Annotated in this window: 17 protein-coding genes and 1 pseudogene; 14 read left to right on the forward strand and 4 right to left on the reverse strand. The window is 65.6% G+C overall.

Annotated elements, in window-relative coordinates:
• The first annotated feature begins 33 nt into the window (after window positions 1–33).
• Both hemB and Q8J98_RS05105 read left to right on the forward strand, forming a co-directional pair.
• Window positions 34–1,035 carry a porphobilinogen synthase gene (hemB, locus tag Q8J98_RS05100; protein ID WP_305293428.1) on the forward strand — a complete coding sequence of 334 codons (1,002 nt, stop codon included), beginning with the start codon at window positions 34–36 and terminating at the stop codon, window positions 1,033–1,035.
• Window positions 1,036–1,152: 117 nt separating this feature from the next.
• On the forward strand, window positions 1,153–1,710 hold the full coding sequence (locus Q8J98_RS05105) for a YSC84-related protein (RefSeq protein WP_305183224.1): 558 nt from the start codon (window positions 1,153–1,155) through the stop codon (window positions 1,708–1,710).
• A 9-nt stretch (window positions 1,711–1,719) separates the two neighbouring features.
• Here Q8J98_RS05105 and Q8J98_RS05110 read toward each other — a convergent pair whose 3' ends face one another.
• Window positions 1,720–2,316, reverse strand: coding sequence for a lytic transglycosylase domain-containing protein (locus tag Q8J98_RS05110; RefSeq protein ID WP_305293429.1), 597 nt, complete (start codon window positions 2,314–2,316; stop codon window positions 1,720–1,722).
• A gap of 171 nt (window positions 2,317–2,487) precedes the next feature.
• Here Q8J98_RS05110 and ssb point away from each other — a divergent pair, with 171 nt between their 5' ends.
• The 4 genes from ssb (at window position 2,488) to Q8J98_RS05130 (ending at window position 6,003) form a co-directional block, all read left to right on the forward strand.
• On the forward strand, window positions 2,488–2,985 hold the full coding sequence (gene ssb / locus Q8J98_RS05115; RefSeq protein WP_305293430.1) for a single-stranded DNA-binding protein: 498 nt from the start codon (window positions 2,488–2,490) through the stop codon (window positions 2,983–2,985).
• An 81-nt stretch (window positions 2,986–3,066) separates the two neighbouring features.
• A complete protein-coding gene (locus tag Q8J98_RS05120; protein WP_305293431.1) occupies window positions 3,067–4,122 on the forward strand; it encodes a lysine-2,3-aminomutase-like protein in 1,056 nt (351 codons plus the stop codon).
• 47 nt (window positions 4,123–4,169) lie between these two features.
• Window positions 4,170–5,726 carry a glutamine-hydrolyzing GMP synthase gene (gene guaA / locus Q8J98_RS05125; protein WP_305293432.1) on the forward strand — a complete coding sequence of 519 codons (1,557 nt, stop codon included), beginning with the start codon at window positions 4,170–4,172 and terminating at the stop codon, window positions 5,724–5,726.
• A 1-nt stretch (window position 5,727) separates the two neighbouring features.
• The gene (locus tag Q8J98_RS05130) at window positions 5,728–6,003 is read left to right on the forward strand and encodes a putative quinol monooxygenase (RefSeq protein WP_305293433.1); all 276 of its coding nucleotides are present in this window, start codon (window positions 5,728–5,730) and stop codon (window positions 6,001–6,003) included.
• A gap of 39 nt (window positions 6,004–6,042) precedes the next feature.
• Here Q8J98_RS05130 and Q8J98_RS05135 read toward each other — a convergent pair whose 3' ends face one another.
• On the reverse strand, window positions 6,043–6,504 hold the full coding sequence (locus Q8J98_RS05135; protein ID WP_305293434.1) for an Lrp/AsnC family transcriptional regulator: 462 nt from the start codon (window positions 6,502–6,504) through the stop codon (window positions 6,043–6,045).
• A gap of 132 nt (window positions 6,505–6,636) precedes the next feature.
• On the opposite strand from Q8J98_RS05135, the gene cobA reads away from it, so the two are divergent.
• The 6 genes from cobA to Q8J98_RS05165 are packed head-to-tail and all read left to right on the forward strand — an operon-like array spanning window position 6,637 to window position 11,357.
• On the forward strand, window positions 6,637–7,407 hold the full coding sequence (gene cobA, locus Q8J98_RS05140; protein WP_305293435.1) for a uroporphyrinogen-III C-methyltransferase: 771 nt from the start codon (window positions 6,637–6,639) through the stop codon (window positions 7,405–7,407).
• A complete protein-coding gene (locus tag Q8J98_RS05145) occupies window positions 7,404–7,709 on the forward strand; it encodes a DUF2849 domain-containing protein (protein ID WP_305183216.1) in 306 nt (101 codons plus the stop codon). The genes cobA and Q8J98_RS05145 overlap by 4 nt, the downstream gene beginning before the upstream one ends.
• Entirely contained in the window at window positions 7,702–9,366 is a 1,665-nt protein-coding gene (locus Q8J98_RS05150; RefSeq protein WP_305293436.1) for a nitrite/sulfite reductase, read from the forward strand. Before Q8J98_RS05145 ends, Q8J98_RS05150 begins: the two co-directional genes overlap by 8 nt.
• The gene (locus Q8J98_RS05155) at window positions 9,356–10,102 is read left to right on the forward strand and encodes a phosphoadenylyl-sulfate reductase (RefSeq protein ID WP_305293437.1); all 747 of its coding nucleotides are present in this window, start codon (window positions 9,356–9,358) and stop codon (window positions 10,100–10,102) included. The genes Q8J98_RS05150 and Q8J98_RS05155 overlap by 11 nt, the downstream gene beginning before the upstream one ends.
• On the forward strand, window positions 10,099–10,470 hold the full coding sequence (locus Q8J98_RS05160; RefSeq protein ID WP_305183213.1) for a DUF934 domain-containing protein: 372 nt from the start codon (window positions 10,099–10,101) through the stop codon (window positions 10,468–10,470). Before Q8J98_RS05155 ends, Q8J98_RS05160 begins: the two co-directional genes overlap by 4 nt.
• 44 nt (window positions 10,471–10,514) lie before the next feature.
• Window positions 10,515–11,357, forward strand: coding sequence for a ferredoxin--NADP reductase (locus Q8J98_RS05165; RefSeq protein ID WP_305293438.1), 843 nt, complete (start codon window positions 10,515–10,517; stop codon window positions 11,355–11,357).
• A 73-nt stretch (window positions 11,358–11,430) separates the two neighbouring features.
• On the opposite strand, the gene Q8J98_RS05170 is transcribed toward Q8J98_RS05165, so the two are convergent.
• On the reverse strand, window positions 11,431–11,907 hold the full coding sequence (locus tag Q8J98_RS05170) for a hypothetical protein (RefSeq protein ID WP_305293439.1): 477 nt from the start codon (window positions 11,905–11,907) through the stop codon (window positions 11,431–11,433).
• Window positions 11,908–12,103: 196 nt separating this feature from the next.
• On the opposite strand from Q8J98_RS05170, the gene infC reads away from it, so the two are divergent.
• Together infC and Q8J98_RS05180 are read left to right on the forward strand one after the other, a co-directional pair.
• On the forward strand, window positions 12,104–12,643 hold the full coding sequence (infC, locus tag Q8J98_RS05175; protein WP_370868064.1) for a translation initiation factor IF-3: 540 nt from the start codon (window positions 12,104–12,106) through the stop codon (window positions 12,641–12,643).
• 380 nt (window positions 12,644–13,023) lie between these two features.
• A pseudogene (locus tag Q8J98_RS05180) lies at window positions 13,024–13,257 on the forward strand (AbrB family transcriptional regulator); the annotation flags it as partial.
• 48 nt (window positions 13,258–13,305) lie between these two features.
• On the opposite strand, the gene Q8J98_RS05185 reads toward Q8J98_RS05180, so the two are convergent.
• Window positions 13,306–15,507 (reverse strand): hypothetical protein, encoded by a 2,202-nt coding sequence (locus Q8J98_RS05185; RefSeq protein ID WP_305293440.1) that lies wholly within the window; start codon window positions 15,505–15,507, stop codon window positions 13,306–13,308.
• Window positions 15,508–15,556: the final 49 nt, after the last annotated feature.

Below are 15,556 nucleotides of genomic sequence, written 5' to 3' on the forward strand. Positions count from 1 at the left end.
GCAAGCAACCGGAACTTGCGAAAGGCCAAGCCGATGACCCCGATTCAGGCCCCCTTCCCCGCCACGCGGCTGCGCCGCTTGCGCGCCAGCGCCGCGCTGCGCGACCTTGCGCAGGAAAACCACCTTTCGGTGAAAGACCTGATCTGGCCGGTGTTCGTGACCGACGTGCCCGGTGCCGATGTCGAAATTGCCTCGATGCCCGGCGTGGCGCGGCGCACGCTGGCGGGAACGGTGGCGGCGGCGGAAGAGGCGGCGCGGCTGGGTATTCCGGCCATTTGCCTCTTTCCCTACACCGACCCCGCGCTCAAGACCGAGGCCTGCGAGGTCGCCTGGGACGAAAACAATCTGGTCAACCGCACCATTCGCGCGATCAAGGCGCGGGTGCCCGAGGTGGCGATCATGACCGATGTGGCGCTTGATCCCTACAATGCCAACGGCCATGACGGGCTGGTGCGCGATGGCATCATTCTGAACGATGAAACCAATGTGGCGCTGGTGAAGATGGCGCTGGCGCAGGCCGATGCGGGGGCCGATATTCTTGGCCCCTCCGACATGATGGATGGCCGCATTGGCACCATGCGCGCGGCGCTGGAGGCGGTCGGGCACAAGAACGTGGCGATTCTGTCCTATGCGGCGAAATATGCCAGCGCGTTTTACGGCCCGTTCCGCGATGCCGTGGGGGCCACGGGCGCGCTCAAGGGTGACAAGAAGACCTATCAGATGAACCCGGCCAACTCCGACGAGGCCTTGCGGCTGGTGGCGCGCGATCTGGCCGAGGGGGCCGACATGGTGATGGTCAAGCCGGGGATGCCCTATCTCGACATCGTGCGGCGGGTGAAGGATGCCTTCGGCGCGCCGACCTATGCCTATCAGGTCTCGGGCGAATACGCGATGATCGAGGGCGCGGCGCGCGCCGGCTGGGTCAATGGCGATGCGGTGATGCTCGAAAGCCTGATGGCTTTTCGCCGCGCCGGTTGCGATGGTGTGCTGAGCTATTTCGCGCCGCGCGTGGCGCGCGCGCTGGCGGCGCGCTGAACCGGCAAAGCCTTGCCGGGGCAGCACAAGCAACGGTGACAGGCCGCGCGATTGCGTCTATAACTGGTGGCAACGGGTCGCGAAAAGGCCCGACACCCCGAGCGAGCGGAGCCCCAGATGACCCAGATGAACCGGCGCAGTCTCATTCTTGTCGGAGGCGCGAGCCTCGGCCTTGCCGCTTGCGGCAACGGCATTGGCGGATCCGGTGCCGCCGCTATCGATGCGCGTGTCGATGAGGCGCATAATTTCCTGTTGACCCGCTACCCCGGCGCTCAGGCGCTGTTGAGCAAGGCGGTGGGCGTGCTCTACATGCCGCTGATGACCGAAGCCGGGTTCTGGTTCGGTGGTGCCTTCGGGCGCGGCGCGCTGCGGGTAAACAATGTCACCGTCGATTACTACGTCGCCGCCGAAGCCAGCATCGGGCCGCAGATCGGCGTTCAGCAGTATTCGCACGCCCTCTTGTTCATGACCGAAAAGGCGCTGGCCGATTTCCGCCACGCCGATGGCTGGGCGCTTGGGGCCGACGTGCGCTATGCCACCCCCGACGGCGGCGGCTCCATCGGTGCCGACACCACCACCACGCTGGCCCCTGTGATCGCCATGGTTTACGGGCAAAGCGGGTTGATTGTCGGGGCGTCGCTGGCGGGGATCAAATACACGCGCATCCTGCCCTGAGGCGCGCGCTCAGCTTCCCAGTATCGCCTTCACATAGGACTGGGTTTCCGCGTAGGGCGGAATGCCGCGATGTTCGGCCACCGCATCGGGCCCGGCGTTATAGGCGGCAAGCGCCAGACGCCAGTTGCCGAAGCGGTCGTATTGCGTGCGCAGGTAGCGCGCGCCGCCATCGAGGTTCTGCACCGGGTCGGTGGGGTCAATGCCAAGCGCCGCTGCCGTGCCGGGCATGATCTGCGCCAGGCCGATCGCGCCCTTGGCCGAAACCGCGGCCTCGTTCCAGCCGCTTTCCTGCTGCACCAGACGCAGGAACAGCTCTTCCGGCACGCCGTGCAGGCGCGCGGCGCTGCGCGCGACCTCAAGATGCACCCCCCGGTAGGTGCCGCGCCAGCGCGGAATATCGCCGTCATCATTATCCGATTTCGGCCGCAGCCGGGCCGAGTTTTCGTATTGCCCGGAAAGGTGGCTGTCGATGAACTGGCCCTGCAAGGCAAAGGCGGCGCGGCGGCTTGCGGGCGCAGGGGTGCCAAGCCGCAACCCTTCGGCCGCCGCCGCAAGCGGCAGCAAAACCGCCAGTACCGCCAGAACGAAACCCCGCAGCGCCTGCATTGAACCCCGCCAAAGACCGCGCCGCAGTATAGCCGCGCCGCGCGCGCCTGACCAGCGCGCGCGCGTGCCCCGGCACAAAATCGCGCATCGCGCGCGGCAGAATTCAGCTTTCCTTAACCATCATCGGGTGGTCTAACGCGGGAAACGCGGCGGATTCGGGCGGAGGGCTTCATGGCGGGTTCAGTCAACAAGGTAATTCTGATCGGCAACCTCGGGCGCGACCCCGAAGTGCGCACCTTTCCTTCGGGTGGCAAGGTCGCGAACCTGCGCATTGCCACCTCGGAGAGCTGGCGCGACAAGCAATCGGGCGAGCGCAAGGAAAGGACCGAGTGGCATTCGGTGGCGATCTATTCCGAGCCACTGGTGCGGGTGGCCGAGCAATACCTCAAGAAGGGGTCCAAGGTCTATATCGAGGGCCAGCTTGAAACCCGCAAATGGCAAGACCAATCGGGCGCTGACCGCTACACGACCGAGGTTGCACTGCGCCCGTTCCGCAGCGAACTGACCATGCTTGACGGGCGTGGCGAGGGCGGCGGCAGCAGCAGCAGTGGCGGCGGTTACGATCAGGGCGGCTTTGGCGGCGACGACAGCGCGCCGCGTGGCGGCGCTGCCTCGGGCGGCGGCGCAGGCGGCGGGCGCGCCGATTTTGACGACGAGATTCCGTTCTGAGGCGGCTGCGGGGCCAGGCCGACGGGCGCGGGTGCAGCGTGGCCGCTGGCGCGGCCCTGCCTGACGCGCGCTGAGCCTGCGATGCCCCGCCCCGGCGCGCGCCGCGCCCTGACCAACGTTGCGGACCTGATAGCAAGCGGCTTGGCCGCTTCGGCGGATGCGCCTGCCCTGCAACGGGTCGCCACAGATTTCCAGATCCGGATTCCACCCCAGATGGCCGCGGCTGCCGCGGGCGCTGTTGATGGCCCGGTCGCGCGGCAGTTCGTGCCAACTGCTGCCGAGCTTGTGGTTGCGGCGGGCAGCCTGCACGACCCGATCGGCGACGCGGCGCACCAGCCCGCACCGGGGCTGACGCATCGCTACCCGGACCGGGTGATCCTGCATGTGACCCGCACCTGCGATGTCTATTGCCGGTTCTGCTTTCGCCGCGAGGTGGTCGGCGAAAGCGGACCCTTGCCGGAACCCGAGCTTGCCGCGGCGCTGGCCTATATCCGCGCGACGCCCGCGATTCGCGAAGTGATCCTGACCGGCGGCGACCCGTTGACGCTTTCGCCGCGCCGCCTTGCGGCGCTTTGCGCCCGGATCGCCGGGATTGGCCATATCGAGGTGCTGCGCATCCACAGCCGCACCCCGGTGGTGGCACCGGAACGGACCAGCCCGGCGCTGATTGCAGTGCTGAAATCGGTGCCGGTGCTCTATCTGGTGATCCACACCAACCATGCGGACGAGTTGACCCCCGCAGCGGTTGCGGCGCTGGCGCGGCTGGCGGATGCGGGCATACCGCTTTTGTCGCAAACCGTGCTGCTGCGGCGGGTGAACGACAGTGCCGAGGCGCTGGCGGCGCTGTTTCGCGCGCTTCTGCGGCATCGGGTGAAGCCCTATTACCTGCACCACTGCGACCTTGCGCGCGGCACCGGCCATTTTCGCACCACCATTGCCGAGGGGCAGCGGATCATGGCGGAATTGCGCGGCAGGCTTTCGGGTCTCTGCCTGCCGGGCTATGTGATCGACATTCCCGGCGGCTTTGGCAAGGTGCCGGTTCTGCCCGGCTATGTGGAGGAAACCGGCATTCCGGGCCGCTACATGCTGCGCGATCATCAGGGGCGGCTGCACCCCTACGCCGACCCCGAAGGCTGAAGCGCTCGGCCCTTGCACGGCGGCGTTTTGCGCCCTAAAGGCTGGCCATGACCCAGCATCAGCGCCTTCTCATCATCGACTTCGGCTCTCAGGTGACGCAGCTTATCGCGCGGCGGCTGCGCGAGTTGAACGTGTATTGCGAAATCCACCCGTTCAACAAGGTGGACGACGCCTTTCTGGCGGCCTTTGCGCCAAGGGCGGTGATCTTTTCGGGCGGCCCGGCCAGCGTCTTTGCCGAGGGCGCGCCGATGCCCCCGGCGGGCGTTTTCACGCTTGGGGTGCCGATCCTCGGCATCTGCTACGGCCAGCAGGTGATGATGCATCTCTTGGGCGGCAAGGTCGAGCGCGGCCACGGCACCGCCGAGTTCGGCCGCGCCTTCGTCACCCCGGCAAACCGCGCGCTCGGGCTGCTGGAGGGGTGGTTTTCCGAGGGGCGCGAGCAGGTCTGGATGAGCCACGGCGACCATGTGAGCCGCCTTGCCCCCGGCTTCGAGGTTTTCGGCACCTCGCCGAATGCGCCTTTCGCTATTACCGCAGACGAGGCGCGGCGGTTTTATGCGGTGCAGTTCCACCCGGAAGTGCACCACACCCCGCAGGGCGCGAAGCTTTACGAAAACTTCGTGCGGCTTGCCGGATTTACCGGCGACTGGACAATGGGTGCCTACCGCGCCGATGCGATTGCGAAGATCCGCGCGCAGGTGGGCGATGCCAAGGTGATCTGCGGGCTTTCCGGCGGGGTGGACAGCTCGGTTGCGGCGGTGCTGATCCACGAGGCGATCGGCGACCAGTTGACTTGCGTCTTCGTCGACCACGGCCTGCTGCGGCAGGGCGAGGCCGAGCAGGTGGTGGCAATGTTTCGCGACCATTACAACATGCCGCTGATCCATGCCGACGAGACCGAGCTTTTCCTTGGCGCGCTTGACGGGGTCAGCGACCCCGAGGTGAAGCGCAAGACCATCGGGCGGCTGTTCATCGACGTGTTCCAGAAGCACGCGCATGCGGTGGGTGGTGCCAGGTTTCTGGCGCAAGGCACGCTTTACCCGGATGTGATCGAATCGGTTTCGTTTTCCGGCGGGCCCTCGGTGACGATCAAGAGCCACCACAACGTCGGCGGCCTGCCCGAGAAGATGGGGCTGAAGCTGGTCGAACCCTTGCGCGAGTTGTTCAAGGACGAGGTCCGCGCGCTTGGCCGCGAACTGGGCCTGCCCGCCAGTTTCATCGGCCGCCACCCGTTCCCCGGCCCCGGCCTCGCCATTCGCTGCCCCGGCGAGATCACCCGCGAAAAGCTGGCGATCCTGCGGCGTGCCGATGCGGTGTTCATCGACCAGATCCGCCGCCACGGGCTTTATGATGAAATCTGGCAGGCCTTCGTTGCAATCCTGCCGGTGCGCACCGTGGGGGTGATGGGCGACGGGCGCACCTATGATTTCGCCTGCGCCCTGCGCGCGGTGACCTCGGTCGATGGCATGACCGCCGATTATTACCCGTTCAGCCACGAATTCCTTGGCGGAACCGCGACGCGGATCATCAACGAGGTGCCCGGCATCAATCGCGTGACCTACGACATCACCTCGAAACCGCCGGGAACCATCGAGTGGGAATGACATGAGCTTTCACCTCTCGGGCCGCCTGATCTGCGCCAGCGAGGCCGAGGCGGCGCGGGTGCGGGCGCATTTGCCCAAGCACATCCGCCTGACGCGGGCAGAGCCGGGTTGCCTCAGCTTTGCGGTGGAGCCGACCCCTGACCCGCTGATCTGGCAGATCGACGAGGCATTTACCGACCCGGCGGCCTTTGCCGCGCATCGGGCGCACACGGCGGCAAGCCTCTGGGCGCGTGAAACGGCCGGTATCCGGCGCGATTATCGCAGCTGGGAGACCTGAAGGCGCCTCCGGCGGGGGGATATTTCGCCTGAAGCAGGCCTAAAGCGGCAGGAGCGTGGTCGATTTGATCTCTTCCATCGACAGGAGTGCCGTGACGTTGTGGATTTTCACTTCGGAAATCAGCGCCTGATAGAACTGGTCATAGGCGCGGGCGTTGCGCACGCGGATCTTCAGGATGTAATCGATGTCGCCCGCGAGGCGGTGCGCCTCGAGCACTTCGGGGCGGGCGCGCAGCGCATTGAGGAACTTGCGCTGCCACTCGACCTCGTGTTCGCTGGTGCGGATCAGCACGAAAAAGCAGGCCTCCAGCCCCAGCGCCTCGGCATCGAGCAGCACGGTCTGGCGACCGATCACGCCGAGATCCTTCATCTTGCGGATGCGATTCCAGACCGGGGTCTTGGAAGAGCCGACCTTGCGGGCGATTTCATCGAGCGACTGACCGGCGTCTTCCTGAAGCTGCGCAAGAATTTTCCGATCCATCTCGTCAAGCCGGGCAGCCATTCGGATTTTCCTTCTGAAGCGAAATGCACGTTCCTTTGGTTGAGATATACAGAACAATGTTCCTTATCTGCAAGAGGGCATGGCGGATATGGGGAACAGTTTTCTATATTGGGGGAAAGAATGAGGTGCCCGATGCGTGATCTTCCAGCCGTTTCTGCCGCAGCACTTGTCACCTTCGCGGGGGCCGGGCCGGGGGCTGCGGACATGCTGACGCTGGCGGTGGCGCGGGCGCTTGCGGCGGCGGATGTGGTGTTGCACGACCGGCTGGTGTCGCCCGGGGTGCTGGCGCTGGCCGGGCCGCAGGCGCGCATCATCGAGACCGGCAAGCAGGGCTTCGGCCCCGCCATGGCGCAGGGCGACATTTCGGCGCTGATGCTGGCCTTCGCGCGCGCCGGTCATGCGGTGCTGCGGCTCAAGTCGGGCGACCCGGCGGTGTTCGGGCGGCTCGATGAGGAGATCGAGGCGCTGGAGGCGGCGGGGATTGGCTGGCGCATCTTGCCGGGAATTACCGCGGCCTCGGCGGCGGCGGCGGCACTTGGGGCAAGCCTCACCCGGCGCGGGCGCAACGGCGAGCTGCGGATCGTGACCGGGCACGATATGGCGGGTTATGCCGAGCAGGATTGGCGCGCGCTGGCGCGGCCGGGCGCGGTGGCGGCAATCTACATGGGGCGGCGGGCGGCGCGGTTCGTGCAGGGGCGGCTCTTGATGCATGGTGCCGACCCCGCGACGCCGGTTGCCATTGTCGAAAACGCCTCGCGCGCCGATCAGCGGGTGATTGCGGCGCGGCTGGGCAGCCTTGTCGCCGAGCTGGCGGGCGTCGATGGCCCCGCCGTGCTGATGCTGGGGCTTGCGCCGCGCGCCGCCGAAGCCGCCGTGCCCGATCTGCGGGAGGCGCTGCGATGACCCGCGAGGTGGTGGCGAAAGTGGTGACCGGCAACGATCTGCGGCTTGGCGATGTGGTCTACCGTGCCGCCAACGGCGCATGGGTGCGCGCCCTGAGCGCGGCGGAGCTGATCGAGGATGTGGCGATTGCGGACCTGAAGCTGCTGGAGGCGATGGCGCAGCAGGGCGATGTCGTGGGGGTTTACCTTGCCGATGCGCGGCGCGGCCCGGCAGGGCCGGAGCCGGTGCATTTTCGCGAGGCTTTCCGGGCGCGCGGCCCTTCCAACTACCGGCACGGCAAGCAGGAGACACGGCATGTATGACTACACCGATTTTGACGAGGCCTTCGTGCGCGCCCGGGTCGAGCAGTTTCGCGGGCAGGTGGCGCGGCGGCTGGATGGAGGGTTGAGCGAAGAGGAGTTTCGCCCGTTCCGCCTGATGAACGGGCTCTATCTGCAATTGCACGCCTACATGCTGCGGGTGGCGATACCCTACGGCACGCTTTCGGGCCACCAGATGCGCGCGCTTGCCGATATTGCCGAGCGTTGGGACAAGGGCTACGGCCATTTCACCACGCGGCAGAACATCCAGTTCAACTGGCCCAAGCTCGCGGATGTGCCCGAGATTCTTTCGGCGCTGGCCGATGTGGGCATGCATGCGATCCAGACCAGCGGCAACTGCATTCGCAATGTCACCGCCGACCAATTCGCCGGGGCGGCAGCGGACGAGATTGAAGACCCGCGCCCGGTGGCAGAGCTGATCCGGCAATGGTCCTCCGACCATCCGGAGTTTCAGTTTCTGCCGCGCAAGTTCAAGATTGCCATTACCGGCAGCCCCAATGACCGCGCGGTGACGCGGGCGCATGACATCGGCTTGCGGATGCTGCGGGTGGGCGGCTTACCGGGGTTCGAGGTGATCGTTGGCGGCGGGCTTGGGCGCACGCCGATGCTGGGGCAGGTTATTCGCCCGTTCTTGCCGAAAGCCGACCTGCTGCCCTATCTGGAAGCAATCGTCGCGGCCTATAACCTCGCCGGGCGGCGCGACAACAAATACAAGGCGCGGCTGAAGATTACCGTATTCGAGGGCGGGCTGGAGGCCTTCCGCGACGCGGTGGAGGCCGAATTCGCGCGCACCCGTGCGGCGTTCAGCGGTGTTGACCAGGTGCTGCTCGCCGAGATCGAGGCGGCATTTGCACCCCCTGCCCTGCCCCTGCGCGACGCTTCGCCCTATCATTCCGCACGCACCGCCGACGCCGCGCTGCGGGCCTTTGCCGCGCAAAACGTGGCACCGCACCGGCTGCCGGGTTACGGCATTGTCACGGTCAGTCTCAAGGCGCATGGCGAAACGCCGGGCGATGCGACGGCGGCACAGATGCGCGCGCTGGCCGATCTTGCCGATGCTTACAGCGCGGGCGAATTGCGCATCAGCCACGAACAGAACGTGATTTTGCCGCATGTGGCGCTGGCCGATCTGCCCGCGCTGCACCGCCGGCTGCAAGCGGTCGGGCTTGCCAGTGCCAACGCCGGGCTGATCTCCGACATCATCGCTTGCCCCGGCATGGATTACTGCGCGCTGGCCACCGCCCGCTCGATTCCGGTCGCGCAGGAAATTGCCACGCATTTCAAGGCGCTGGGGCTGGAGGAGGAAATCGGTGCGATCAAGCTCAAGATCTCGGGCTGCATCAACGCCTGCGGCCATCACCATGTCGGGCATATCGGCATATTGGGGCTCGACCGGGCCGGGGTGGAAAACTACCAGATCACGCTGGGGGGCGACGCCAGCGAGCGCGCGGCGATTGGCGACAAGACCGGGCCGGGCTTTGCCTATGATGAAATCGTGCCCGCCATCGAGCGGATTCTGCGCGCCTATCTGGCGCTGCGGTTGCGGCGCGAGGAAAGTTTCATCGAAACATTCCGCCGCCTTGGGCCTGCGCCCTTCAAGGCAGCGCTTTACCGCGAGGGCGCGCGCCGTGCCGCCTGAGGGGGAAATCGGGGCGCGGGTTGCGGCGCTGAACCTTGCCTATCGCCACCACGGCGCAACGGCGGTGGTCGAGCGCGCGCTCAAGGACCCGGCAGTGGGCAATGTGGCGCTGGTCTCGTCATTCGGGGCCGAATCGGTGGTGCTGTTGCACATGGTTTCGGTGATCGCGCCGGGCACACCGGTGCTGTTCGTCGATACAAGGATGCTCTTTGCCGAAACGCTCGCCTACCAGCACGAACTGGCCGAGCGGCTGCGGCTGACCGACCTGCGCACCATCCGCGCCGCCGAAAGCGCGCTGGCGATGGACGACCCCGACGCCACCTTGCACCGTTTCAGCACCGATGCCTGCTGCAACCTGCGCAAGGTGGTGCCGCTGGAAGGCGCGCTTGCGGGCTTTGCCGCCTGGATCACCGGGCGCAAGCGCTATCAGGGTGCGACGCGGGCGATGCTGGAGTTTTTCGAGGCGGAAACCCAGACGCGGATGAAGATCAACCCGCTGGCGCATTGGGGGCGCGAGGACGTGGAAGACTACATGATCGAAAACCGCCTGCCCCGGCACCCGCTGGTGGCACGCGGCTTTCCCTCGATCGGTTGCGCCCCCTGCACCAGTGCGGTGCGCCCCGGCGAAGACCCGCGGGCCGGGCGCTGGCGGGGCGATGCGAAGGCGGAATGCGGTATTCATTTCATCGGCGGCAAGGTGGTGCGCGATCCGGTGTCCGAGGAGAAGGTGGCATGAGCGTGATCGTGCGCGATGACGGGTTTCACCCGGATGACTGGCACGGCGCGGTCGAGGAGGTCGCCGCCGATGCGCCCGAGGCGCGACTGACGTCGCTCGCGGCAAGCGACGCGCTGCTGCGGGTGCATTTTGCCGCCTTCAGCGACGGGCGCGGGTTCACCCTGGCGCGGCGATTGCGGGCGCTTGGTTTTGGCGGGCGGCTGCGCGCGGCAGGGCCGCTTTTGCCGGATCACTACGCGATGGCGCGGCGCTCGGGGTTCGACGAGGTCGAGATTCCGCCCGAAATTGCGGCGCGCCTGCCGGTGCAGCACTGGCTTGCCCGCGCAAATTGGCGTGAAAATGACTATCAGCGCCGGTTGCGCGGCTAAAAAACGTCTTTCCGCCACAGGTTAGAATGCCTAGAAGGTATCCCATGTTTGACCGAAACCTTGACCGAGTATCCTTGCCCGTGACCGAACCCCAAGCCGCAGCACCCGCCCTGCCCGATGCGCAAACTGTCCGTTCGGTGACGCATTGGACCGACTCACTGTTTTCGTTCCGCGTCACCCGGCCGCAAAGCCTGCGCTTCCGTTCGGGCGAATTCGTGATGATCGGGCTTCTCGATGAGCGCGGCAAGCCGCTTTTGCGGGCCTATTCGATTGCCTCTCCCGCCTGGGATGATGAGCTGGAGTTCTATTCGATCAAGGTGCCCGATGGGCCGCTGACCTCGCGGTTGCAGCACATCCAGCCCGGCGAGCAGATCATTCTGCGGCCCAAGCCGGTGGGAACGCTGGTGCATGATGCGCTTTTGCCGGGCAAGCGGATCTGGTTTCTGGCCACCGGCACCGGCATTGCGCCTTTTGCCAGCCTGATGCGCGAGCCCGAGACCTATGAGAAATACGAGCAGGTCATCATGATGCACACCTGCCGCACCCAGGCCGAGCTTGAATATGGCCGGCAACTGGTCGAAAGCCTCACCGACGACCCGCTGATTGGCGAGATGGTGGCGGGCAAGCTGATCTACTACCCCACCACCACCCGCGAGCCTTCAGACCATATGGGGCGGATTACCGACAACCTTGCCAGTGGCAAGGTCTTTGCCGACCTTGGCGTTGCGCCGATGAACCCGGCCGATGACCGGGCCATGGTCTGCGGCAGCCTTGCCTTCAACATCGATGTCAAGGCGGTGCTGGAAGGCTTTGGCCTGCGCGAAGGCGCCAATTCCGAGCCGCGCGAATATGTGGTGGAAAAGGCATTCGTCGGCGACGGCATCTGATCAGGAAGTATTACGAAAAACAAACGCCGCGCAACATGTTGCGCGGCGTTCTTCATTCAAGATACAAGCCGGATCAGAGCCCGAGCGCAGCCTTGACCTGGTCGAGCGCGATTTGCAGCTGCGCCGGATTTGCCGCCGCGGCCTCCACCGCCGCTTTCAGCGCGGCCTTGTTCGCATCGGCCAGTGCCGAGGCGTCGATCAGTTGCGCGACCTTGGCGGCATCGAAGTTCGCCGCATCGAGAAGCGCTGCCGGGCTGAGCGCCGCGGCGGTGGCTGCAGCCGCAGCGGCAGCCGCGGCGGCGTCAACGGCAGCCTGCGCCGCCGCAGCGGCATCGGCTTCGGCCTTGGCAGCGGCTGCGTCAGCTTCGGCCTTGGCGGCGGCTGCGGCATCGGCTTCGGCCTTGGCGGCGGCGGCAGCTTGCGCCGCAGCCGCCTGGGCAGCTTGCGCCGCAACTTCGGCTGCCTTCTGGGCAGGCACATAGCTGAATTGGTAATAGCCCAGTCCGGCGGCTACGATCACCACAGCTCCGGCAATAATCGACTTGTTCATTTGCGTCTCCATTACCCCACCCACTGGGGGGACGTAATGTTTATACGCCGAAATTGCGCCCAGTTGAATAGAACATTGCTGCGGCGCGGCGGCTGGGCTGGCGGCGCGCTGCCGAATGTGGTTGAAGATACCGGCGCGCGCCGCTATTTTGCGCGCCACCAAACCTATGCCCGGCCACCACAAAAGGAACACAACCATAGCCCGCAGACCCCACAATGCCCCGCCGCAGCGCGATACCGGCCCCCGCATAAACGACCGCATACGCGCCCCGGAAATCCGCCTGATTGATGCCGAGGGCGAGAATGTGGGGGTTGTTACCCCGGCCCGGGCAATGGCGATGGCCGAAGAGGCTGGCCTCGATCTGGTCGAAATCTCGCCTACTGCCGTGCCTCCGGTCTGCAAGATCATGGATTTCGGCAAGTTCAAGTTCGAGCAGCAAAAGCGCGAGGCCGAGGCGCGGCGCAAGCAGCACATCATCGAGATCAAGGAAATCAAGTTCCGGCCCGGCACCGATACCCATGACTATGAGGTCAAGATGCGCTCGGTGATGAAGTTCCTCGACGAGGGCGACAAGGTGAAGGTGACCTTGCGCTTTCGTGGCCGCGAGATGGCGCACCAGCAGCTTGGCCTCGAATTGCTGAACCGCGTTGCCGCCGATGTGGGCGAGGCGGGCAAGGTCGAGTCGATGCCGCGGCTTGAAGGCAGGCAGATGGTGATGATGATCGGCCCGAAATAGGTGCCAGGCATCCCGGCGTTGCCCCGAACCCTTCCGCAACCGGGAGGGTTTTTCTTTGGGCAAAGCGGGGGGCTGAAAATAAAAGCGCTGCGGGAGGGAGGCCCGCAGCGCGTTTCTTGGGGCTAAGCGAGGGAGAACGCCACCACCCCTGGGCAGATTCCGCGCGGCGGGAGGGCCGCATCAGGGAGATCGGAACCTGTTGTGGCTTTTCTACGCGGCGGTGCGGCAAATTTCCTTGATTTGGGTCAACTTGGTGTCAGCAAGGGGTGCGACACAATGTCATGCTCAGGGTAGGCCGGGGCGTGATGGAGGTAGCATGCGCAAGCACTTGGGCGAACGGGCGCTGACGATTTTGGCGGCGGCGACCGGGGCTTGGATTTTCGGCGCTGCTGGCGTTGATATTGGTGGTTTTCTTCGAAGTGGCGCATCTGCTGTCACCGGCTCCGGCGCTTGACGTGTTATTGTCGTTTCTGCCCGGCGGGCAGGCGGAAATGGTGGTAATCGCGATTGTCGCCGGGTCTGACGTGGCCTTTGTGGTCACCCATCATCTGACGCGGCTCATTCTGGTGATTCTTGCGGCACCGGTCATCGGCCGCTGGCTGGGGCCGAAATAGGCGCTCCGCGCCTGCCTCCGGCGGGGATATTTGGCCTGAAGCAGGAGCTCAGAGACGGGCCATTTCCTGCCGGATCAGCCGGTTGTCGCCGCGCGCCAGCACCCAATGCCCAAGGCGGCGGGCGAGCGCGGGGTGGCCGCCCTCGATTGCGCGCTTGAAAAGTTCGCGCTGGTAGCGGGGAAATTCGCGGCGCGCGCGCAGGCGGCGGTAAAATTCCGCCTCGGTCAGCGACCCGTCGAGCGCGGCAAGGATGATCGGGTTGAGAATTCCCATCTGGTGCAGCGAGGAGCCGAGGCGGTGGCCCAGAAGCGGCGCGCGCAGCTTTACCGCATTTGGCGCGGTGAATCGCGCGGCGTGGCCGGCATCAAGCGGCTCGTAGGGGTCGTAGAGGATCGAGACGCGGCGGGCAGAGCGGCTTGCAACCGCAGCGTCGCCGTATTTGTCGGACCAGTCACGATCCCAGGCCACCTTGTAGCGGGTTTCCCAGGGCACCAGCGCGCGGTCGAGCGTCGATTGCGGGCTGATTGCCACCACATCCGCCCCCGGACAGGCACCGGCGAAGGCGCAGGCCGCGTAGCCGCCCATCGAGGCACCGTAAAACACCACCCGCTCGAACTGCGCAAAGAACCCGGTCGCCGCGAGGCGGTCGAATTCAGATGCCACCCAGGGGTCGCGATACCAGGTCCAGCCGCCTGCCATGACCCCGAGCATCGACCAACCCTGCTTTTCGATGAAATGAAAGCCCCAGGGTCGGCGTTCCTCGCGCTTGTTCATGGCAATGTCGAGGTTGTCGAAGGTTACCACCAGGGTGCGGCCGCGCGGGATGTAGAGGAAGGAGTGGCTGCCGTTGTCGCGGTAGAACCCCTCTGGCCCGGCGAGGCTGCGGGCAATCTCGGCCCAGGCGGGGTCGGTTTCGGTTGCGGCGGGGGGCAATGGGGTAAAGCGGGCGCGGGTGATTTCGACCCCGCCATCATCGCGGCTGGAAAGCGCCTCAAGCGTGCCGCGTTCCTTCAGGAACGGGTAGCTGCCGGAACCTTTGCGAATGTCGAGAAGCATCCGGCTATCGGCGTGGATGCATGCTTCAAGAACGGGGGCCAGGTGCTTGATCTTGTTGACATCGCCAAAGCCCGAGAGGTTGGCGACCAGATCGGTCGGGCGGAGCGATGCGGCGTCACGCACCACCCGCACGCGGGCAGGCTCGACACCGTTCTCGGCCAGAAACGCGCGGTAGGGCGCGACCCAGTCGGAGGCTTTCTCGGGCCATTCGCCCTTGTGCGTGAGGTCGATCAGCGCAATGTCGCAATCCCATTTGGCATGCGCGGCCAGCGCCAGGCTTTGCGCCGTGCCACCGACATCGGCGAAAGAGGCAACCTCGGGAAGGTCGATCGCGTCGATCAGCCCCGCATCGAACAGCCGCCTGCCGCGCCCCTTGATCGGTGCCGTCTCGGGCCGGATGTCGTGCTTTGCGACAAGCATGGCAAGGTAGCTGCCCGGTGGAGGCAGGCCGCCATGGCGCAGCCCCAGTTCGCGTTTGTTCGAGGCCCAGATATGCAGCGCGGTGGTGCGGGGGGTGATCAGCTTTGCCGCGACTTTTTCGGCTTTGAGGAACTTCGTGCGGTCGGGAAAGGTGATCGGATAAAACGCATCGAGCGGCTGCACCTTTGCCTTCAGCCGGTGCTTGGCCACGAAATGGCTGATCATCATCGGACCCCAGACACCCCAGGGCTGCTGGCTGACATGCACCGGTCTGCCTGCCGCCTTTGCCGCCTGATATTCGGCGCGCAGCGCAGGTTTGACAAATTCGGGAATCGCGGAGCGGTCCGACATGAAATCGAGAATATCGGCCAGAATCGCGCTGTCGGCGGGCAGGCCCAGCACGGCGTTGTTCACCCGTGTCTCGCCCGGCAGCTCGAAGCCCATCACATAGTCGCCTTCGCAGTCGATCGGGCGGTGGCAATAAACGTCGGTATCAACCCAGATCAGGCCCGGGTTCTGCGCGATCATGTGGATGCGGAAGAGATCGGCGAACAGCGCGAAGCTGTCTTTTTTCTCGTATTTGATGAAATCGTCGGTATCGAGCACCTCGCGCCCGTCGCGGCGGATGACCCCGGCGGGCACATTGGGAATGTCTTCGTAGGAATAGAGGGTGATCTTTTGCCCGGCATCAACGAAGGATTTGAGGCAAAGCTGCTCCATCCAGCTAAGCGCGCCACCGATCCACAGCGTTCCAACCTCGCGCACCCGCCCCATACCTGCACTCTGCCCCTTGTTTTGACACCATATTGCGCCAAAGCCCCGG

The sequence above is a fragment of the Phaeovulum sp. genome (assembly GCF_030684035.1).
Lineage (GTDB): Bacteria > Pseudomonadota > Alphaproteobacteria > Rhodobacterales > Rhodobacteraceae > UBA6213.